Here is an 18,779-nt window from a genome sequence, read left to right as displayed (position 1 = left end):
GCCAAAGAATATTTGGCAAGTCGTTTTGTTTAGAACATTTTCAACTAATTCTAGCCCAGTTGCTGGCATTGGCTCTTTGGTTTTCTACTTGCTCTTTAATCATTGCATTTTTGGGTAATTCCAAATCGTTGTCTTCTTCTAAAATAGCAGTTGCACATTCTCTTGCAACTCTCAGGATTTCCCCATCTTTAGCCAAATCGGCAATGAGTAAATCAATAACACCACTTTGTTGTGTTCCTGATAAATCGCCTGGACCACGCAACTGTAAGTCAACATCGGCAATTTCGAAACCGTCTGTCGTTCTTACCATCGTTTCTAAACGAATACGAGTATCCTTTGATAGTTTTACATCCGTCATCAAAATACAATAACTTTGTTCAGCTCCACGACCTACTCGTCCACGCAATTGGTGCAATTGTGCTAAGCCAAAACGTTCGGCACTTTCTATTACCATGATGGAAGCATTTGGTACATTTACACCAACTTCAATCACGGTAGTTGCCACCATAATCTGTGTTTCTTTTTTGATGAAACGCTGCATTTCAAAATCCTTATCGGCTGGCTTCATTTTCCCATGAACGATACTTACATGATATTCTGGAAATGCACGAACGATACTTTCGTAACCGTCCGTCAAGAATTTATAATCCAATTTTTCAGATTCTTCAATCAGCGGATAAACTACATATACTTGTCGTCCTTTTTTGATTTCATCTCGCATAAAACCAAAAACATTTAATCGGTGCGAGTCATATCGATGAACAGTTTTAATCGGTTTTCGTCCTTTAGGTAATTCATCAATGATGGAAACATCTAAATCGCCATAAAGTGTCATCGCCAAAGTTCTTGGAATTGGCGTTGCTGTCATTACCAAAATATGTGGATGTATTACGGAGTTTTTCTCCCAAAGCTTGGCTCTTTGTGCTACGCCAAAGCGATGTTGCTCATCAATGACCACAAACCCCAAATTTTGAAATTGTACAATATCTTCCAAAATGGCATGTGTACCAACAAGTATTTTGAGCGAACCATCCAACAATCCTTCATGAATAATACCACGGGCTTTTTTACGAACAGAGCCAGTTAACTTATCAATTTTAATTCCGAGACTTTCGGCAAAATCTTTTAAACCCTGATAATGTTGGTCTGCAAGAATTTCAGTAGGAGCGATGATACAAGCCTGAGCATCATTGCTGATTGCCAAAAGCATACAAATAAAAGCGACAATAGTTTTACCAGAGCCCACATCACCTTGCAATAATCGGTTCATTTGTTTGCCCGATTTCATATCTTCAAAAATCTCTTTGATTACTTTCTTTTGAGCATTGGTTAAATCAAAAGGCAAATGATTTTTGTAGAATTCAGTCACCAAACTTGTACTTTTAAATACTTGTCCGTTGTAATCAATTCTTCGGCTAAGTTTTTGCTTAATAAGCCGAAGCTGATTATAAAAAAGCTCTTCAAACTTCAATCTACGTTTTGCCTGATGTAGCCAAGCTTCTGACTGTGGAAGATGAATGTTATAAACAGCATCTTTTTTTTCAACCAAACGAAATTTTAGTCTGAGATTATCAGGAAGTGTTTCTCGGATTTTATCATAAGCCAAATCCAACAAATTGCGTTGCATCGTCGCAATTACTTTTGAATCTACATATCGTTTTTTTAATTTTTCGGTTAAACCGTAAACTGGCTGAAAGTAACCACCTTTTTCATTGATAGGATTCGGCAATTCCATTTCTGGATGTTGCATTTGTGGGCGACCTTGAAAGAAAGTGGGCTTTCCATAAATGATGTATTCTGTACTTGGTCTTAATTTTTTCTCTAAAAAACTTACTCCTTGAAACCAAGTAAGTTCCATAGAACCCGTTCCATCCGAAAACTGAGCGGTCAATCTGGCTTTATGTCCTTCTCCAATTTTTTCTACAAAATGCAGTCTCCCTTTAATTTGGGCAACATCCATTCCATCATATAAATCAGAAATTTTATGAAATTTAGTGCGGTCTTCGTAGCGAAAAGGATAGTATTGAATTAAATCTCCATAGGTGAAAATTTGTAATTCGGTATTCAATAGTAAAGCTCTGGCAGCACCAACACCTTTGAGGAATTCTATACGAGTATCGAAAAAATTGTTTTGCATAATTTACACTTAATTGCAACGTTCTTAGTAAGTTAGTATCTTACATGATAAATTTATAAATTGTTCTTCTACTGTCAAAGACATGATTATTATCAATAAGGATAAACAATGATGTGAAAATACTGATTTTTAAATCAAAATACTCAAGACCTTCCCTTACAAAATCCTCCCTATCAATTCTGATACAGCTTTACTTCCAATTTTGAATACTGAATACGCTCTGAAATCCAAAAACTATGAAGAAAATTTACAGCATTTTTATACTGTTTACGTGCCTTTTATTGAGCTATGAACTTAAAGCTAGTCATATTCTTGGAGGCAATTTTAGCCTTGTCAGAGGGAGTACACATGGTGCATTTACTTTAACAATGCACGTGTACTTTGATAAAGTACGTAGAACCCCCAATCAGGAAGATGATAGATTAAAAGTTGGTATTTTTAGGAAAAGGGATAATGTTCTGATGAGAACGCTAGTTTTATTTGCTAATGATTTGAATGGACAACCATTTGTTTACAACAACGCCGCTTGTGCTACTACCCAAGGTTTAGACATTGTCAATATTACTTATACACAAAATATACAGCTGGATCCAACTCAATATGCTGATGCAGAAGGTTATTATATTGTACATGATAGATGTTGTAGAAATGTAGCTAATAATATCCGTAATTCAGAAAATACTGGTATGCTGTTTTATTTGGAGTTTCCAGCTTTAAAGAAAAATGGAGCAGATTTTGTTAATTCTTCTCCAGAGTTTTCTTTTCCTAAAGGTGAATATATTTGTAAAGGACAGCCATTTAGTTTTGATAATTCTGCTACAGATGCCGATGGCGACCAATTGCGTTACTCTTTTGTAACACCTTACAGAGGGTTTAGCTCATCTGCAATGAGCAATAGTACTCCAGACCCAATTGGTACGTCTAATATACCAACCATTACGTGGAACAGTGGATATAGTGCCACAACGGCTATTCCAGCTGAAAGTCCGGGAATGAAGATTGATAATCAAGGCATAATTACGCTTACAGCTACCGAACTTGGGCTTTTTGTCTATTCTGTTTTGGTAGAAGAAATTAGAAATGGCGTAGTGATTGGGCAGACTCGAAGGGATTTTCAATTGAAAGTAATTGACTGTTTTGATGCTCCCGCAAAACCTGCTGTTTTCCGAGATTTAGCTCCTGTGAAAATTCACGCAACCACGATTGATTTTTGTGATTATGGTTTTGTTGAACTCGCTACAGAAATCAACAGCCGATATTTGTATCAATGGCAAAAAGATGATGTAAATCTTGTCAACGAAAATCGCTATAAAATAAGAGTGAATGAACCGGGAAAATACACGGTAATTATAGGTTATAATACGGGTTGTAGCGAAACATCTACTTCGGATGAAACCATCGTAAAAAAAGTAACAGGTGAACAATATGCTATTAATCCTGATGAAAAAAAGGTCTGTCTTGATGAAATACCAGTTAAACTAACGATTCAAAAACAAGATGGAAGTACTTTTGCAACAAGTGCTTATAGTTATTCTTGGACTCGTAATACCTTTGATGTCCCGAACAGTGACAGCCATGAAATAAATGTCAATTTATCAGGAGAATATAGAGCTAGAATGACTCAGATTGGCGGTATTTGCGAATATGAACCAATTGCCAAAGTAACAGTTTATGCTTTGCCCGATGCTTTGTTTACGAACAAAATAGATAAAAAAGTAATCTGCGATGGAGAAAGTATTCCACTTGTCGCCAATTTAGGATATAACCTAAAATACGATTGGTACAAAGATGATGTTTCCATCCAAAATTCTACTGTGAATAAATTTGATGTTAAAACATCTGGAATTTATAAAGTACTGGTTACGGATGAAAACAATTGTAAAAAAATGTCGGATACTTTAAAACTGACAGTCAATCCTTTAACGCCCATCAAATTTGATACAATTTTTCCTTTTTGTGGTACTGCTAATCTGAAACTTGATTTACTAAATTATGTGACTCCTTATGATGCTGCTATGGCAAAATTCATAGGCAGAGGTGTGAATGGTACAACTTTCTCGCCTTTGATTTATGGCGCTTCGCCAATTACTTATCAATACACCAATGGTTATGGTTGTGTTTCTAAAATCACTAGAATTACTTTTGTGGATTTGCCACCAAAAGTATTATTAGGCAACGATTTAGTGATTTTCAGAGGAGATACTATTACGCTAAAAAGCCAAGCAAGCGGAGGTTTTGATAATAATCTAACTTACGAATGGTCGCCAGCCAATAGTTTGAATAATGCTAATATTCCAACGCCAATAGCTTCGCCAATTGCAGATACTGAATATACTTTAAAAGTAACTTCATCCCTAAGTAATTGCACCAATAGTGATAATATTTTGGTGAAAGTCAAAGCAAAAATCATTGTTCCCTCAGGTTTTACACCCAATGAAGATAATGTAAACGACGTTTGGGTGTTAGAAGGTATTGAAGAATATCCCAAAGCTGAGGTGAAAATATATAACCGTTGGGGAGGTGAAATTTTTAGTACAATGAATTATTCTTCCAACCCTTTTAATGGACGAAAAGATGGCGAAAATTTGCCAGCGGCTACTTATTATTATGTTATCAAAGCGGATGAAGACATTCGTCCGATTACGGGATATTTAACCATTGTTCGATAATTTTTGAGAATAAACCAATAAAATGCAGGATTGAGATTAAATTTGCAGTTCGGGATACGCTTTTCTATCCTCAAAATCTAAATCATTATGCAGGGATTACTCGATCAACAGTTCAATGAAGGCGGTGTTGTAATTACTAAAGTAGATGACCTCATCAATTGGGCACGTCTTAGCTCGCTTTGGCCAATGGGTTTTGGTTTGGCTTGTTGTGCCATTGAAATGATGCAAACGATGGCTTCAGGTTATGATTTAGACCGCTTTGGCGTTTTCCCGAGACCTTCACCTCGCCAGTCGGATGTAATGATTGTAGCAGGAACGGTTACTTTCAAAATGGCTGACCGTATCCGTCGCCTTTACGAACAAATGCCTGAACCACGCTATGTGATTTCAATGGGAAGTTGTTCAAACTGTGGCGGTCCTTATTGGGAACATGGCTATCACGTTGTAAAAGGTGTTGACAGAATTATTCCAGTAGATGTATATGTGCCGGGTTGCCCACCTCGACCAGAAGCTTTGATTGGTGGATTTTTGCAATTGCAAGAAAAAATTAGAAATGAAAGTTTGGTTGCTCCCAAAGCATTATTAGAAATGGAAGCAGAAGAGGCAAGAAATCAAAAACCAGCCTTTGCAGTGAAAGCATAAACAAGATGAACATAGAGAACTTTAAAAATATTCTGATAGAAAAATTCGGAGAAGGAATCATTCTTCAAAGCGACCACCAAAGTATTGCTGTACCAACAGAAAGTATTGCGGAGGTTTGTCAATTGATGCTTGAGCACGAAGAATGTTATTTCGATATGCTTTCTTGTTTGACGGCTTTAGATAATGGCGTGGAAAAAGGCACGATGGAAGTAATTTATAATTTGTACTCCATTCCTTACGAACATAAATTAATGCTGAAAGTGATTTTTCCAAGAAATGAAAAAGGCGAAGCTTTACCAGATGTACCAACTGTAAGCCATATCTGGAAAACAGCAGATTGGCATGAAAGAGAAGCCTTTGATTTAGTAGGAATCAACTTTACAGGTCACCCAGATTTACGAAGAATTTTATTGCCAGAAGATTGGGACGGACATCCGCTCAGAAAAGATTATCAAGCACAAGAGTATTATCACGGCATTCAAGTAAAGTACTGATTTCAATTCAAAACCATGAAAATTAGCGTAGTTCTGATTACTTTCAATTCTGAAAAAACATTAACAAAAGTACTTGAAGCCGTAACTTGGGCAGATGAAATTGTACTGGTGGATTCTGGAAGTAGCGATAAAACGCTAAAAATTGCTGAAGCTTTTAAGGCAAAAGTAGTTTACAGAAAATTTGATAATTATGGGGTGCAAAAGAATTTTGCTACACTTCAAGCTTCAAACGATTGGATACTTTCTTTGGATGATGATGAAATTTTAAGTGATGAATTACAGGCTGAAATTCAAAATTTATCGCTTGAAAATGATGAATTCCAAGCTTATAAAATTCCTCGTTCTTTGATTTTTCTAGGAAAATTATTACGTTTTAGTGGCGAATACAAAAGACTTACATTAAGACTTTTCAATCGAAATTTTGGGAATTGGAATACTGAACACGTTCACGAAAGTGTAGCAATACAAGGCAAAATTGGTGTGTTAGCGAATCATATTTTACACGATAGCTACCGTGATTTGACCGATTACTTCAATAAATTCAATAAATATACTTCACTCGGTGCAAAAACGTTGGCTGAACGTGGGAAGAAAGCTTCCGTTTCAACCATCGTTTTGCGTTTCCCGATTACGTTCTTAAAAATTTACCTCCTCAAAGCTTCTTGCTTAGACGGCTACGCAGGTTTTATGTGGGCATTGCTTTCGGCAATGAATCCCGTCATTAAATATGCGAAACTGAAGGAATCAGAAAATCTTTAGTCGTCTTAAATTCAAAACCTTCTTTTTGTAAAAAAGCCATCAAATTATCGAATCGCTCCAACATTTTTTTACCGTTATTTCTGTGCAAATAAAATGGATATTTTGCTCCATTGGGTAAATCTGTATAATCTGTAAATTCCCAAGGATGAAAGTACAAATGCAAATAACCGTCTGCCTCCACTACTTTTTTGCATAAATAAAAGAAGTAAGACAATGGAAAATTATGAAAAGCAATCCAAAATAAAGGCACTCGCCAAGCAGGTGAAACCGAAGCTGGAAAGTGAATTAAATCATTCTGAGTAAAAAAAGTACGAGAAATATGTCGATAATCGTATCGACCCGGCAAATAAGTTGGATTGATTGACGCATTGTATAAATAACCCGCTTCCAACAAATCAGCATCCGAAACGGGTGCCATTCTTGGCATTCTGAAACCTACTACTTCTTGTTGCGTAATATTTTCTAAAATGGCTTTAGAAGTACTCAAATCCTCTTTTTTATGACTTGAATGATAATGATTATGCGAAGCAATTTCGTGCTTTTTACTTAGTTCTTTTATCTGTTCAGTTTTTGCCAAAGCATAAACGCCAGTGCAGTAAAACGTTGCTGTGGCATTGTACTTATCTAAAACAGAAGTAATGGTTTGTAAACCTTGATTGGAAGTAGCGATTTGCTCTTTCATTTCGGGTTTTCCACCATATTCAAAAGGCATATCAAACTCTTCTACATCAAAACTCAACAAGGCTATTTTCATGAATATTTTGTTCTTGTATAATGTACAAAGGTCTTTCTTTATTTTGGATTAAAATTTTACCAATATAAATTCCTAAAACACCGAGTACAATTAAGTTTAATCCTCCAAAAAAGGCAATCGTCATCAAGATGGAAGCCCAACCATCAACAGCTTGCCCGATTGCAAAACTATAAAGTACATAAGGCAAATACAAAAATGACATCAAGGCAAAAAAGAAACCAATATAAATTGCCGTATAAAGTGGCTTTATACTGAAGGAAGTAATACCCGCCAAAGCTAAACGCATCATTTTAGCGAAAGTATATTTACTTTCTCCAGCAAAACGCTTGTTGGCTTTGTATTTAATTGTTGCTTGGTCGTAACCAATCCATTGAATCATTCCTCTTAAAAAAACATCTTGCTCTTTTGATTTTTTTAAGGTTTCAGTTACTAGTCGGTCGATTAAACGGAAATCTGCTTGTCCAGGTTCTAACTTTAAATCACTTACTTTATTCAGTACTTGATAAAAACGTTTGCTCGATTGTTTTTTGAACCATGATAAATCTTGGTCTTCTTCACGAAGTGTGTTGACCATGTTTACTTTTTTCTTCAACCAAAGCTCAATCAAATCAGGAATCATTTCTGGTGGATGCTGTAAATCGCTATCCATCATAATAATGGCGTCGGCATTGATGGTATCAATCCCAGCTTTCAAAGCAATTTGTTGTCCGAAATTCCTAGAAAAAGAAAGGTATTTAACGGATTCATCTTTCTTCGCTAATGTTCTAATCACCGAAAGCGTATCATCTTTACTGCCATCGTTTACAAAACAAAACTCAAAAGAATAAGGAAGTTTATCAATTACTTTTTTTACGGCATGATAAAAAACTAAAAGATTTTCACCTTCATTGTACGCTGCCGAGAGGATACAAATGTTTAGTCTTGATTGATCCATAATGTTTTAATTTCTGAGGTTTCATCGAATAAGAGTTGGTAAATACAAGCAAACCAAACCAAGCAACATGGAAAGGCTTTGATTGAATACAGAATGATTTTCATCCGTAACCAATCGGGAAAAATATCAGTTGCGGTAAGCGAAGTCACCACCGTAACAGTAATAAGTAAAACCCAGACCCATTTTTGTATTGGAAAATCCTGTGTGATAAACCAAATTGCTACACCCGTTACCGCAATAATAAATGTTGGAGATTCGGATGAAGAAGAAAAAATAACTACAAAAATGGACAGGGAGGCAAGGTATCTTAATTGAAAGAGTATGTTTTTATATTGTTTGAATCTTAATAAAGGCATTACTTGTAAAATAAAACCTGGGATAATAAAAAATAGATTAGACAGCTGTGGAAAACCACCTACTCGTCTGACCAAACCCATCAGCGAAACATCTTGCATACTTGTTCCCATTCCATTTTCAACACCTTGGTTTTGGATGTTTTTATGCACCAAACTGTTGTACCAATCTAAGTAAGATTGTACGATAAAAGAAGGAGAACTAATTGCCATCGGCAACACAAACAGTACAATTGCCCATAAAAAACAATAAGCAATGTATTTGATTTTGCTTTCTGAAAATACCCAAAATGCTAAGCCTACAATTCCGTACAGTTTCACAAAAGCACCAAGCATCACAAACAATGTTGCCCAAATTACTTGGTCTTTTTTGACAAAATGCCAAGAGAAAATAATAAAAGCAACCACCGTAGGGTTCACCTGAACACTATGAGAAGAAGTATTCAAATCAACTAAACAAATGGCTAATAAAATCCATTGATAGGCTGGTTTTATTGGTAATAAGGTAAGTGCTTTATACAGTGCAAAGGCTTGTAAACAATTCCAAAGTGGTATGCCAATTCCATTAGGAATATAAGTAAAAGGCATAATGATTAAGCTAAACAATGGCCCATAATGATTGCTATCAAAGTACTCTTTGGGATAGAGATCATATAAATTTAAGCCTTCAATTAGATGGTGATATACACCTGTGAAAATATTATAATTGTTTACTTCGCCTAACCTCCATTTAAGAAACCCAGCAAGAGCAGGCGTAAAAAACCATAAAAAGGGGAAAAGCTTACGCTTGTCTTTAAATACGGAAAGTATCATTTAAATCAGTATATATTTATATTAGCAATTAGTGTTATAACAATAGAATCTTCCTGAATCGACCTGATTTTTGGGTATTCTCCCAACATTTTAGCCAGAAAAACTATAGCAAAGTGCTATAATGGACGTTAAATCGGTCAAGAAGGTTGGATTTAAAACAATAAAAAGAATGAGAGAAATGCTTAATAGCATTGCGCTGGAAGATTTGGTTTGAGAAAACCTTTTGCCGGAAAGAGTAGAAAGTAAATTCTACCTGATAAAACCTCAACCCGAAAACAGGTAAAGGTCTTAATGGTTGTAAAGACAATTTCATAAAAGCAATTAGTATATATTAAAGAGATTTCAAAGCCTTAGTGAGAGCTTATATACAAAATTAGTATTAATCTTTTACAATTTAGTGATTTTTAGCTAATCCTTCAAGTACTATATTGCAGATATAATGTTCTAGCAAAATAGTCAACACATTTTCACTAAATTTGTATGAGTTATTTTTAATTAACGTTCAAATCTGAAACAATTTTCATTGAAAACTTACTTTCGTATTCTTCAATATGCTGAGTCTTTAAGAGCCTTCGCATTTCCATATTTTATTCTTTCATTGCTTGCAAGTTTATTCGGCATTCTAAATTTTACTTTACTGATTCCTTTACTTGATGTACTTTTTGATAAAGTGCAAATGGTTGATTTACAGAAATTTAGTATTAAGCCTGAGTTCTCGCTTGAATCTGATTACTTTAAAGAGATTTTCAATTATTACTTCTATCAAATCATTGGTTTATATGGCAGAATGGGCGCTTTGAAGTTTGCCTGTGTTGCCATTGTGGTATCGGTAGTTTGTTCAAATATCTTTCGTTACTTCTCACAAAGAATTCTCAAAACCGTAGAAGCACAAACCATTGCTTCCTTGCGCCAAGCTATTTTCGAGAAAACACTTAATCTACATTTTGGGTTCTTCAATAATGAAAGAAAAGGAAACCTGATGGCGCATCTTACTACTGATGTTCAAGAAGTTGAAAATTCTGTTGGAAGAGCCTTCACGGCAAGTTTTAAAGAAGTATTTACCTTAGTAATGTACTTTGTTTTCTTGTTCAATATGTCGGTGAAGCTGACGCTTTTCTCTTTATTAATTTTGCCAATTTCGGGTGGAGTAATTGCCACGATAAGTCGTCGTTTACGTCGTGCGGCTCGTGAAGTACAAGAACGCCAAAGTGCAATGATTGGCACGCTCGACGAAGTATTCGGCGGAATGAGAATTGTAAAAGGTTTCAATGCCGAAAAAGTAGTTGCTGAAAAATTCAAGGAACAAAATTATGGCTATAAATCTGCTGTCTTGCGCATGGTCTATCGTCAAGAAATGACTTCACCAGTTTCAGAAGCTTTGGGCGTAACCGTTATCGCTGGAATTTTATTATACGGTGGTTCGTTGGTGATTAACAACGACGAAAGCTTAAGTGCTTCTACCTTTATTTCGTTCATTATTCTGTTTTCGCAAGTGATGCGACCGGCCAAAGTAATTGCAGATGCTTTTAGTGGCGTACAAAGAGGAATTGCTTCGGCAGAAAGAATCTTGAAATTGATTGATACTGTTCCTGCCATTCAAGATGCCGAAAATGCTGTTGCTATTCCAGAATTTAAGGAAGAAATAGAATTCAAAAATGTAAGTTTTGAATATCAAGAGGGACGAAAAGTGTTGGATAATATTTCTTTCAAAATCCAAAAAGGAAAGACTATTGCTTTGGTGGGAACTTCGGGCGGAGGAAAATCAACGCTTGCCGACCTTGTTCCAAGATTTTACGACCCAACGGAAGGACAAATTTTGATGGATGGTGTCGATTTAAAACAAATTACCCAAGCTTCTTTAAGTAAGCAAATAGGAATCGTTACACAGGAATCTATTTTGTTTAATGACACTGTATCGAACAATATTACCTTTGGTTCGGTAGCGACTGATGCCCAGATTGAAGAAGCTGCCAAGATTGCCAATGCGCATCAATACATTTCACAATTGGCTGATGGTTATCAAACTTTTATTGGCGACCGTGGCGGTCGTTTGTCGGGAGGACAACGCCAGCGTTTGAGTATCGCAAGAGCGGTTTTGAAAAATCCTCCAATTTTAATTCTGGACGAAGCCACCTCTGCCTTAGATACGGAATCAGAAAAATTAGTGCAAGAAGCCCTGACGCATTTAATGAAAAACCGTACTACTTTGGTAATTGCCCACAGACTCAGTACAATTCAACATGCAGATGAAATTTTGGTCATCAATCAAGGGAAAATCGTAGAAAGAGGCACACATCATGAGCTTTTAGCCAACGAAAATGGTTTCTATAAAAAGTTGAACAGTATGCAGGAAGCATAAATATCCTTAGCGGAAAATTATTTTTGAATTGCGTAAGATTCAATATCCTTAGCGGAAAATTATTTTTGGATTGCGTAAGATTCAATATCCTTAGCGGAAAATTATTTTTGGATTGCGTAAGATTAAATAGTCTCAGAGGAAAATTATTTTTGGATTGCGTAAGATTAAATAGTCTCAGAGGAAAATTATTTTTGGATTGCGTAAGATTAAATGGTCTCAGAGGAAAATTATTTTTGAATTGAGTAAGATTCAATAGCCTTAGCGGAAAATTATTTTTGGATTGTGTAAGATTCAATAGTCTTAGCGGAAAATTATTTTTGGATTGAGTAAGATTGAATGGTCTCAGAGGAAAATTATTTTTGGATTGAGTAAGATTGAATGGTCTCAGAGGAAAATTGTTTTTGGATTGTGTAAAATTCAAAGCAGATTACAAGACAGTCGCACGAGTTTCCAAATGTAAAAAAATGTAGTCATGGAAAAACACGCACAAGAAAGTTGCCCAAGATGTGAAAAGCTGTTTATCTGCAAAGTAAACAACATTTTGGAATGCGATTGCATGAAAGTAAACCTCACAAAAAAACAAATAGAGTACATCGCCGACGTCAGTCAATGGGAATTTGACGGTGCTTGTTTATGTAATAACTGTTTAGAAGAACTGAAAGCAATTTCGGATTTGTGATTTCAGAAGTCGGATTTTTAAACAGATTCTCCAGTCTTCCGTTTAAAATCTTACATATTGTTCTTTTCGTCTTTAATCTTCAGTCTTACTTCTTGCTTCTAAAATCTTGCTTCTTGTATCTTGCATCTCAAACATTCTTTACACAAATTTCATCCATATCAGGGCAAGCCTGTGATTGAAAATGAATAGTTTTGCTGAAAATCTCCAAACAATCAGCAAATGAAAAAAACATTTTATTCTCTGCTATTAACGCTTTTGATAAGTACTTCTATGAGCAGTTTTTCCCAACAAAAACTTAATGTAATGACCTTCAATATTCGTCTGGAAACGGTTCAGGATGGAGAAAACCAATGGTCAAAACGCAAAGAAAATCTTAGCAGTATGCTTGAGTTTTACGAAGCAGATATTTGTGGAATGCAAGAAGTATTAGTCGGACAAATCAGAAACCTAAGTACTTTATTACCAAGCTATGCTTATGTAGGCGTTGGTCGTGATGATGGCAAAGAAGCGGGTGAATTTTCACCTATTTTTTACAAAAAAGACAAATTTACAGTATTAGAAAGCAATACTTTTTGGTTAAGTCAAACGCCAGAAGCACCCAGTAAAAGTTGGGATGCTGCCTTGAATCGTGTAGTGACTTATGCCAAATTCAAAGACAATAAAACGAAAAAAGTATTTTATGTTTTCAACACACATTTCGACCACATCGGACAAGTAGCTCGTCGTGAAAGTGCAAAAATGTTAGTCGCAAAAATCAAGGCAATCGACCCAAAAATTCCAGTGATTTTAACAGGAGATTTCAACAGTACTCCACAAGAAGAGCCAACAATTATTATTAACGAAGGTTTAATAGATGCACAGAAAGTAACAAAACAGCCACATTTCGGACCAATCAGTACATTTAATGGTTTTCAGGCAAAAGAAATTGAAGGTAAATTAATTGACTATATTTTCCTGAACACTGATAAAATTAAAGTATTAAAGCACGGAACATTAAGTAATACTTGGAACGGTCGCTTTGCATCTGACCACCATGCTGTGTTTGCGGAATTGTTGTTTTAGTTTTTGGCTTTCGGATATCGGTCTTCGGATGTTGGCTTTCGGCTTTTTAGACGTATTAATTTTAGATAAATTATAAAAATCTGAAATTACAAATCCGAAAGCTGATGACCGAAATCCGAAGACCGAAATCCGACAGCTATAACAAAGCTTTCACCATTCTATCTTTCCCAAAGAAATCTTTGATTACATCTACACTTTTAAAACCCTCTTTCCAGAATAATTCAGCTGTTTCTAAACCGAAAGTTTGGTTGATTTCTACGATACAAAAACCATTTTCAGTTAAATGTTTTTTTGCAAATTTGGCAATGGCTTTATAAAAAATTAGCGGATTTTCGTCTTCCACAAAAAGAGCCAAATGCGGTTCAAAATCTAAGACATGATTTTCCATTTCTTGCTTCTCTACATTCATCACATAAGGTGGATTTGAGAGAATAATATCAAAAACAGGCAAAGAATCATGCACTGATTCATCTAAAAAATCTACTTTTTCAAAGTTTACATTTACTTCATTCAACGTAGCGTTTTGCTTCGCCATTTTCAAAGCTTCATCCGAAATATCAAAAGCCGTCACGACGGAATGTTGAATATTGCCAGCAACAGAAATAGCAATACAGCCCGTTCCCGTACCAATATCAAGCACCTTTGGACTTGAAGAAATCATTTGCTTTTTCACTAAATCCTGAAAAGTATGTATCGTTAATTCAACCAATTCTTCCGTTTCTGGTCGTGGAATTAAAGTGGCGGGACTTACTTTGAAAATTCTACCATAAAATTCTGTTTCGCCAATAATGTACTGAACAGGTTCATGTTGTTTGATTCTATGAATAATTTCTTGATAATCGAAATCTTTTTTCAGCGGATTGTCCAACAAAATATCTGTTTTAGAAATACCTTGAAAGTGTTCTAAGAGTAAATAAACGATGCTCTTCGCTTCGTTTTCATCGTAAACAGCGTTAATTTCGGAGAAAAGTTCTTGGAATATTTTTTTTGCGGACATACAGGTTATCAATAAAATTTATGCAAAGTTACGAAGAATATTACGCCAAGTCTGCTGAAATGTGGATGGCTCGTGCATTACAATTGGCTCGTTTGGGAGCGGGAACGGTTTCGCCGAATCCGATGGTGGGCTGTGTAATTGTGCATGAAGGCAAAATTATTGGCGAAGGTTGGCATAAAAAATATGGCGAAGCTCATGCAGAAGTAAATGCTGTAAATTCGGTTGAGGATAAATCTTTGTTGCCCAAATCGGAGGTGTATGTGACGCTTGAACCATGTTCGCACTTCGGTAAAACGCCACCATGTGCAGATTTACTGGTAAAACATCAGGTAAAAAAAGTAATTATTTGTAATGTAGATTCAAATCCATTGGTTGGCGGTAAAGGAATTGCCAAGCTAAAAGCTGCTGGAATCGAAGTTGAAACGGGAATTTTGGAAGCAGAAGGAAGAACTTTGAACAAGCGTTTTTTTAATGCTATTGAGAAAAATCGACCATACATTGTTTTGAAATGGGCAGAAACGGCTGATGGTTTTATTGCCAAAGAAAATTTTGAGGCTGTACAAATTTCTAATCCACTTTCCAGAAGATTTGTGCATAAAATGCGAAGCGAAGAAGATGCGATTATGGTTGGTACAAATACCGCTCGCTACGATAACCCAGCCTTGAATACTCGTTTCTGGACAGGCAAAAATCCTTTAAGAATTGTGTTAGACAAAAATCTTACTTTACCCAAATCCTTAAAGATTTTCGATAACTCTCAGCTAACGATTTGCTATAATTTGCTTGAAAATAAAGTAATAGAAAATACTTCTTTTGTAAAAATTGAAGAAGCAGATTTACTCAAAAACATCATTCAAGATTTAGCGACAAGAAAAGTCCAATCGCTGATTGTAGAAGGCGGAAGTACTTTACTTCAAGGTTTTATTGATACCAAACTTTGGGACGAAGCCATCGTTTTGAAAAGTAAAAAAGTATTACAATCAGGTATTTTAGCACCAAAAATTGAAGGGAGTATTACCGAAATTTCGGATTTGGACGACGATAAATTAATTACGATTTTCCGCTAACTACTTTCAAGCCCACAATGCCGACGGTAATTAGCATCAGGAAAAAAGCTTCAGGCCAATTGAGTTTTTCGTGAAAGAAAAGTATTTCGGCAATCTTAATAAAAATTAATGCTGATGCAGTCCAAACAGCCATTGCTGTTGCGGTTGGAATAGTTTTTAGTGCGATTGAAAAAAAGTAAATATTGCCGATACCAAAAACGATATAACCCAATAAAGGAATAATTTTTAAAATCCCTTCCATCTCCAAATACTTGTGAAGTGGAAGGGATTTTATGTCTTTAAAACTGAGAAATTTCAGCGAAAATGTCCATGCTGATTCAAATAAAGCAGCAATTAAAATATAAATCCAAGCCATTTATTTGAGGTCAGAATGATGATTGTGAGATTCAGGTTTTTCTTCGTTTTTGTGTTCTATACTTCGATAATTCATCGTGGAGTTTTCAACCAAAAAGTAATGTTCGATATCTTCCATCCAATGGTTGATTTTCTTTAAGATATTCGGACGCAAATTGTAATACCAAGAAAACCATTTGTGGCGAAGTAATTTCTTTTCATCAAAACGCTTTACTGAAAAGGCATGTTGTAAGAAATAATCTTTCGGATAATCGTAGTACAATCCCCAGTTTTCTCGTTCATTCCCTGGTTTATGTCCCGGGAAATATGCTGTACCAAAAAGATAATCCCAGAAAGCAAATTTGGTAGAAAAATTAGCATGAAATACTTCTTGATAATTGGCGTGATGCCATAAATGTAATTCTGGAGAATTGAAAATATACTTCCATTTTCCCATTTTAACATTGATATTCGCATGAATAAACATACCAAAGACAGCGTCTAATAATGCTTTAATCGGTAGAACGGCTGGGTCGGCACCGAGTACGATAATGGGTAAAAACTCGATGGTTTGATTGATGATAATTTCGACAACGTGTGAACGAGAACCTTCCAGAAAATCTACTTCTTTGCCTGAATGATGTGCTTCGTGTGTTCTCCAGAAAAATTTATTAGAATGCTGAAAACGATGAAACCAATAAATATAAAAATCGTGAGTAATCAAAAAGAAAAGTACTTGAGCTGGAACCGACCAATGTTTTACAAATTGGTAATCGGACCAATCGAAATGAACATTAATTGGCTGAATGATATAATCAAAAATAAGGATTTTAAGAAAGTAACTTTGAATGATTGTGTACCAAACCAAATCCACCCAAAAGCCTTCCCTGAAAAATTTGAGTCCTTTTCGATAAGGATAAAGTCGTTCCATGAGGATGATAAAAATTATCCAACAGACAAGTATCGAAGTGGTTATTGTTAAGAGATTCATATTGGTTGTGATTTTTGAAGCGCAATCAAGAAAAATACTGATTCAATTGTGCAGAAAACAGACTGTATTTAATGATAAAGTAAGCTAATATTTTGCTGTTAAATATCTTATTTTTCTCAATAGGGATGAACTTAAGCCCATCCCTATTGAGAAAAATTGTGGAAATATACGCTCAAAACTAAACAGAATACTCTGCAGAAATATGTTTTCTTAATTTTTTCATTTGAGAAATTTCAGCTTCATATACTTTTTTGATACCATCACCCGCAGCGATTTCTACGTCACGAATGTCTTTTACCAAGCGAGCCAAACCTTGTGGTTCAACAGAAGCAGCGTGGTCTGAACCCCACATGGCACGGTCTAAAGTAAAGTGACGTTCTACAAATGTAGCTCCTAAAGCAACAGCCGCAACGGTTGTAGCCAAACCAGTTTCATGACCAGAGTAACCGATTGGAGTGTCTGGAAACATTTCGCCCAAAGTTCTAATCATACTCAGATTCAATTCTTCTGGTTTACAAGGATAAGCCGAAGTAGAATGAGCAATCATTAATGGATAATTTTCATCGAAATTTTTAATGAAAGCTACCGTATCTGTAATTTCTTTTACGGTTGACATTCCCGTTGAAATCATCAATGGACGACCCGTGTGAAGTATTTTTTCAATTAATTCTAAATCCGTTAAAGAAGCCGAAGCCAATTTGTATAAAACTGGACTGAAATGTTCTAAGAAATCAACAGAATCCACATCCCAAGGCGAAGCGAACCAGTCGATACCTCTTTGTTTAGCGTGTTGGTCGATGGCAGAATATTCCAAATTGCCAAATTCAGTTTTACGTTTGTAGTCGATGTACGACATTCTTCCCCAAGGAGTATCTCTTTGGATTTCCCATTGATCAAGTGGAACACATAATTCTGGAGTTCTTTTTTGGAACTTTACAGCATCCGCTTTTGCATTTGCACCTTCGTCAACTAATTGTTTCGCAACGTCTAATGAACCATTATGATTGATTCCGATTTCGGCAATAATGTAGCATGGCTGACCTTTACCGATAACTTTTCCTGATGATAATGTAACGTTTTTCATTTGTAATGTACATAAAAACCCCCTGACCCCCAGAGAAGAGTTTGTTAGAAAAGTATTGATGTCTTGGGGATAAGAGATTGTTCAAATATCATATTTTGGACAATCCCTAAAAGACATTATGGTTAAAATATTTTTATGAAATTCGATTAAGATTGTGCAGCGATGATTAATTCAGCAAATTCTCTGAAACAACCTTCACCACCCTTATTTTCGCAGATATAGTCGGCAACTTCTTTGGTAAAACTAATAGCATCGCTTGGACAAGCAGTTAATCCTACATTTTGCATAATTTCAATATCATTCACATCGTCGCCGATGTAGGCAATGTTATTTTTGGTCAGATTTCTGTTAACCATAATTTGAACCAACACAGCCAATTTATCTTTGATACCCAAATGCAATTCAGTAATCTTGAGCTTTTCGGCTCTTTTGGCAACCGAAGGAGATACTTCTCCTGTAATAATCGCTGTTTCAACGCTTGCTAATTTGCGAAGTCTTTCAACACCCATTCCATCACGGATATTGAATTTTTTTAATACTTCACCATTTTCGCCATAATAAACGCCCGCATCCGTCAACACGCCATCACAATCGGTAATGAGTAATTTAATATGCTTGGCTTTTTCGTGTAAGCTCATGTTTATATCAATTG

17 protein-coding genes are annotated in these 18,779 nt (G+C 35.6%); 8 read left to right on the top strand and 9 right to left on the bottom strand.

Going from position 1 to position 18,779, the window contains the following annotated elements; genetic code table 11:
• Window positions 1-40: 40 nt before the first annotated feature.
• A complete protein-coding gene (gene recG, locus ABID42_RS02070; protein ID WP_367282234.1) occupies window positions 41-2,137 on the bottom strand; it encodes an ATP-dependent DNA helicase RecG in 2,097 nt (698 codons plus the stop codon).
• A 236-nt stretch (window positions 2,138-2,373) separates the two neighbouring features.
• Here recG and ABID42_RS02065 point away from each other — a divergent pair, with 236 nt between their 5' ends.
• The 4 genes from ABID42_RS02065 (at window position 2,374) to ABID42_RS02050 (ending at window position 6,701) form a co-directional block, all read left to right on the top strand.
• Complete coding sequence (locus ABID42_RS02065) at window positions 2,374-4,806, top strand: T9SS type B sorting domain-containing protein (protein ID WP_367282233.1); 2,433 nt, start codon at window positions 2,374-2,376, stop codon at window positions 4,804-4,806.
• 87 nt (window positions 4,807-4,893) lie between these two features.
• A complete protein-coding gene (gene nuoB / locus ABID42_RS02060; RefSeq protein WP_323257304.1) occupies window positions 4,894-5,448 on the top strand; it encodes an NADH-quinone oxidoreductase subunit NuoB in 555 nt (184 codons plus the stop codon).
• 5 nt (window positions 5,449-5,453) lie between these two features.
• The gene (locus ABID42_RS02055; protein WP_367282232.1) at window positions 5,454-5,942 is read left to right on the top strand and encodes an NADH-quinone oxidoreductase subunit C; all 489 of its coding nucleotides are present in this window, start codon (window positions 5,454-5,456) and stop codon (window positions 5,940-5,942) included.
• Window positions 5,943-5,957: 15 nt separating this feature from the next.
• Window positions 5,958-6,701: a glycosyltransferase family 2 protein gene (locus ABID42_RS02050; protein ID WP_367282231.1), complete on the top strand. Its 744-nt coding sequence runs from the start codon at window positions 5,958-5,960 to the stop codon at window positions 6,699-6,701.
• Here the strand turns inward: ABID42_RS02050 and ABID42_RS02045 are convergent.
• Genes ABID42_RS02045 through ABID42_RS02035 form a run of 3 tightly spaced genes read right to left on the bottom strand, consistent with a single transcriptional unit; the run spans window position 6,664 to window position 9,555 of the window.
• Entirely contained in the window at window positions 6,664-7,455 is a 792-nt protein-coding gene (locus ABID42_RS02045) for a polysaccharide deacetylase family protein (RefSeq protein WP_367282230.1), read from the bottom strand. The two genes, ABID42_RS02050 and ABID42_RS02045, sit on opposite strands and share 38 nt — an antisense overlap.
• Window positions 7,430-8,389 carry a glycosyltransferase family 2 protein gene (locus ABID42_RS02040; protein WP_367282229.1) on the bottom strand — a complete coding sequence of 320 codons (960 nt, stop codon included), beginning with the start codon at window positions 8,387-8,389 and terminating at the stop codon, window positions 7,430-7,432. The genes ABID42_RS02045 and ABID42_RS02040 overlap by 26 nt, the downstream gene beginning before the upstream one ends.
• Complete coding sequence (locus ABID42_RS02035) at window positions 8,371-9,555, bottom strand: glycosyltransferase family 87 protein (RefSeq protein WP_367282228.1); 1,185 nt, start codon at window positions 9,553-9,555, stop codon at window positions 8,371-8,373. The genes ABID42_RS02040 and ABID42_RS02035 overlap by 19 nt, the downstream gene beginning before the upstream one ends.
• A gap of 523 nt (window positions 9,556-10,078) precedes the next feature.
• Between ABID42_RS02035 and ABID42_RS02030 the strand changes: the two genes are divergently transcribed.
• From ABID42_RS02030 to ABID42_RS02020, 3 genes are all read left to right on the top strand, one after another.
• On the top strand, window positions 10,079-11,914 hold the full coding sequence (locus ABID42_RS02030; RefSeq protein WP_367282227.1) for an ABC transporter ATP-binding protein: 1,836 nt from the start codon (window positions 10,079-10,081) through the stop codon (window positions 11,912-11,914).
• 472 nt (window positions 11,915-12,386) lie between these two features.
• The gene (locus tag ABID42_RS02025; RefSeq protein WP_367282226.1) at window positions 12,387-12,593 is read left to right on the top strand and encodes a cysteine-rich CWC family protein; all 207 of its coding nucleotides are present in this window, start codon (window positions 12,387-12,389) and stop codon (window positions 12,591-12,593) included.
• A gap of 219 nt (window positions 12,594-12,812) precedes the next feature.
• Window positions 12,813-13,655, top strand: coding sequence for an endonuclease/exonuclease/phosphatase family protein (locus tag ABID42_RS02020; protein WP_367282225.1), 843 nt, complete (start codon window positions 12,813-12,815; stop codon window positions 13,653-13,655).
• A gap of 136 nt (window positions 13,656-13,791) precedes the next feature.
• Here the strand turns inward: ABID42_RS02020 and prmC are convergent, their stop codons facing one another.
• Entirely contained in the window at window positions 13,792-14,652 is an 861-nt protein-coding gene (gene prmC / locus ABID42_RS02015; protein WP_367282224.1) for a peptide chain release factor N(5)-glutamine methyltransferase, read from the bottom strand.
• A gap of 20 nt (window positions 14,653-14,672) precedes the next feature.
• On the opposite strand from prmC, the gene ribD reads away from it, so the two are divergent.
• A complete protein-coding gene (gene ribD / locus ABID42_RS02010) occupies window positions 14,673-15,719 on the top strand; it encodes a bifunctional diaminohydroxyphosphoribosylaminopyrimidine deaminase/5-amino-6-(5-phosphoribosylamino)uracil reductase RibD (RefSeq protein ID WP_367282223.1) in 1,047 nt (348 codons plus the stop codon).
• Here ribD and ABID42_RS02005 read toward each other — a convergent pair.
• The 4 genes from ABID42_RS02005 to ABID42_RS01990 form a co-directional block, all read right to left on the bottom strand.
• Window positions 15,703-16,074, bottom strand: coding sequence for a DMT family transporter (locus ABID42_RS02005; protein WP_367282222.1), 372 nt, complete (start codon window positions 16,072-16,074; stop codon window positions 15,703-15,705). The genes ribD and ABID42_RS02005 overlap by 17 nt on opposite strands.
• Window positions 16,075-16,983: a sterol desaturase family protein gene (locus tag ABID42_RS02000; protein ID WP_367282221.1), complete on the bottom strand. Its 909-nt coding sequence runs from the start codon at window positions 16,981-16,983 to the stop codon at window positions 16,075-16,077.
• Between the two features lie 238 nt (window positions 16,984-17,221).
• A complete protein-coding gene (locus tag ABID42_RS01995; protein ID WP_367282220.1) occupies window positions 17,222-18,127 on the bottom strand; it encodes an N-acetylneuraminate synthase family protein in 906 nt (301 codons plus the stop codon).
• A gap of 146 nt (window positions 18,128-18,273) precedes the next feature.
• The gene (locus ABID42_RS01990) at window positions 18,274-18,765 is read right to left on the bottom strand and encodes a KdsC family phosphatase (protein WP_367282219.1); all 492 of its coding nucleotides are present in this window, start codon (window positions 18,763-18,765) and stop codon (window positions 18,274-18,276) included.
• Between the last annotated feature and the right edge of the window lie 14 nt (window positions 18,766-18,779).

The sequence above is a fragment of the Arcicella rosea genome (assembly GCF_040543805.1).
Classification (GTDB): Bacteria; Bacteroidota; Bacteroidia; order Cytophagales; family Spirosomataceae; genus Arcicella; species Arcicella rosea.
The sequence above is the reverse complement of the archived record's forward strand: the minus strand, read 5'-3'. Positions and strand labels throughout refer to the sequence as shown.

Excerpts from the sequence above, each read along its gene's own strand:
- ABID42_RS02035 (WP_367282228.1), bottom strand. The coding sequence starts at position 9,555 with ATGATACTTTCCGTATTTAAAGACAAGCGTAAGCTTTTCCCCTTTTTA.
- ABID42_RS02020 (WP_367282225.1), top strand. The coding sequence starts at position 12,813 with ATGAAAAAAACATTTTATTCTCTGCTATTAACGCTTTTGATAAGTACT.
- ABID42_RS02055 (WP_367282232.1), top strand. The coding sequence starts at position 5,454 with ATGAACATAGAGAACTTTAAAAATATTCTGATAGAAAAATTCGGAGAA.
- ribD (WP_367282223.1), top strand. The coding sequence starts at position 14,673 with ATGCAAAGTTACGAAGAATATTACGCCAAGTCTGCTGAAATGTGGATG.
- ABID42_RS02065 (WP_367282233.1), top strand. The coding sequence starts at position 2,374 with ATGAAGAAAATTTACAGCATTTTTATACTGTTTACGTGCCTTTTATTG.
- ABID42_RS01990 (WP_367282219.1), bottom strand. The coding sequence starts at position 18,765 with ATGAGCTTACACGAAAAAGCCAAGCATATTAAATTACTCATTACCGAT.
- ABID42_RS02025 (WP_367282226.1), top strand. The coding sequence starts at position 12,387 with ATGGAAAAACACGCACAAGAAAGTTGCCCAAGATGTGAAAAGCTGTTT.
- ABID42_RS02050 (WP_367282231.1), top strand. The coding sequence starts at position 5,958 with ATGAAAATTAGCGTAGTTCTGATTACTTTCAATTCTGAAAAAACATTA.
- ABID42_RS01995 (WP_367282220.1), bottom strand. The coding sequence starts at position 18,127 with ATGAAAAACGTTACATTATCATCAGGAAAAGTTATCGGTAAAGGTCAG.
- ABID42_RS02045 (WP_367282230.1), bottom strand. The coding sequence starts at position 7,455 with ATGAAAATAGCCTTGTTGAGTTTTGATGTAGAAGAGTTTGATATGCCT.
- recG (WP_367282234.1), bottom strand. The coding sequence starts at position 2,137 with ATGCAAAACAATTTTTTCGATACTCGTATAGAATTCCTCAAAGGTGTT.
- ABID42_RS02040 (WP_367282229.1), bottom strand. The coding sequence starts at position 8,389 with ATGGATCAATCAAGACTAAACATTTGTATCCTCTCGGCAGCGTACAAT.
- ABID42_RS02005 (WP_367282222.1), bottom strand. The coding sequence starts at position 16,074 with ATGGCTTGGATTTATATTTTAATTGCTGCTTTATTTGAATCAGCATGG.
- prmC (WP_367282224.1), bottom strand. The coding sequence starts at position 14,652 with ATGTCCGCAAAAAAAATATTCCAAGAACTTTTCTCCGAAATTAACGCT.
- ABID42_RS02000 (WP_367282221.1), bottom strand. The coding sequence starts at position 16,983 with ATGGAACGACTTTATCCTTATCGAAAAGGACTCAAATTTTTCAGGGAA.
- nuoB (WP_323257304.1), top strand. The coding sequence starts at position 4,894 with ATGCAGGGATTACTCGATCAACAGTTCAATGAAGGCGGTGTTGTAATT.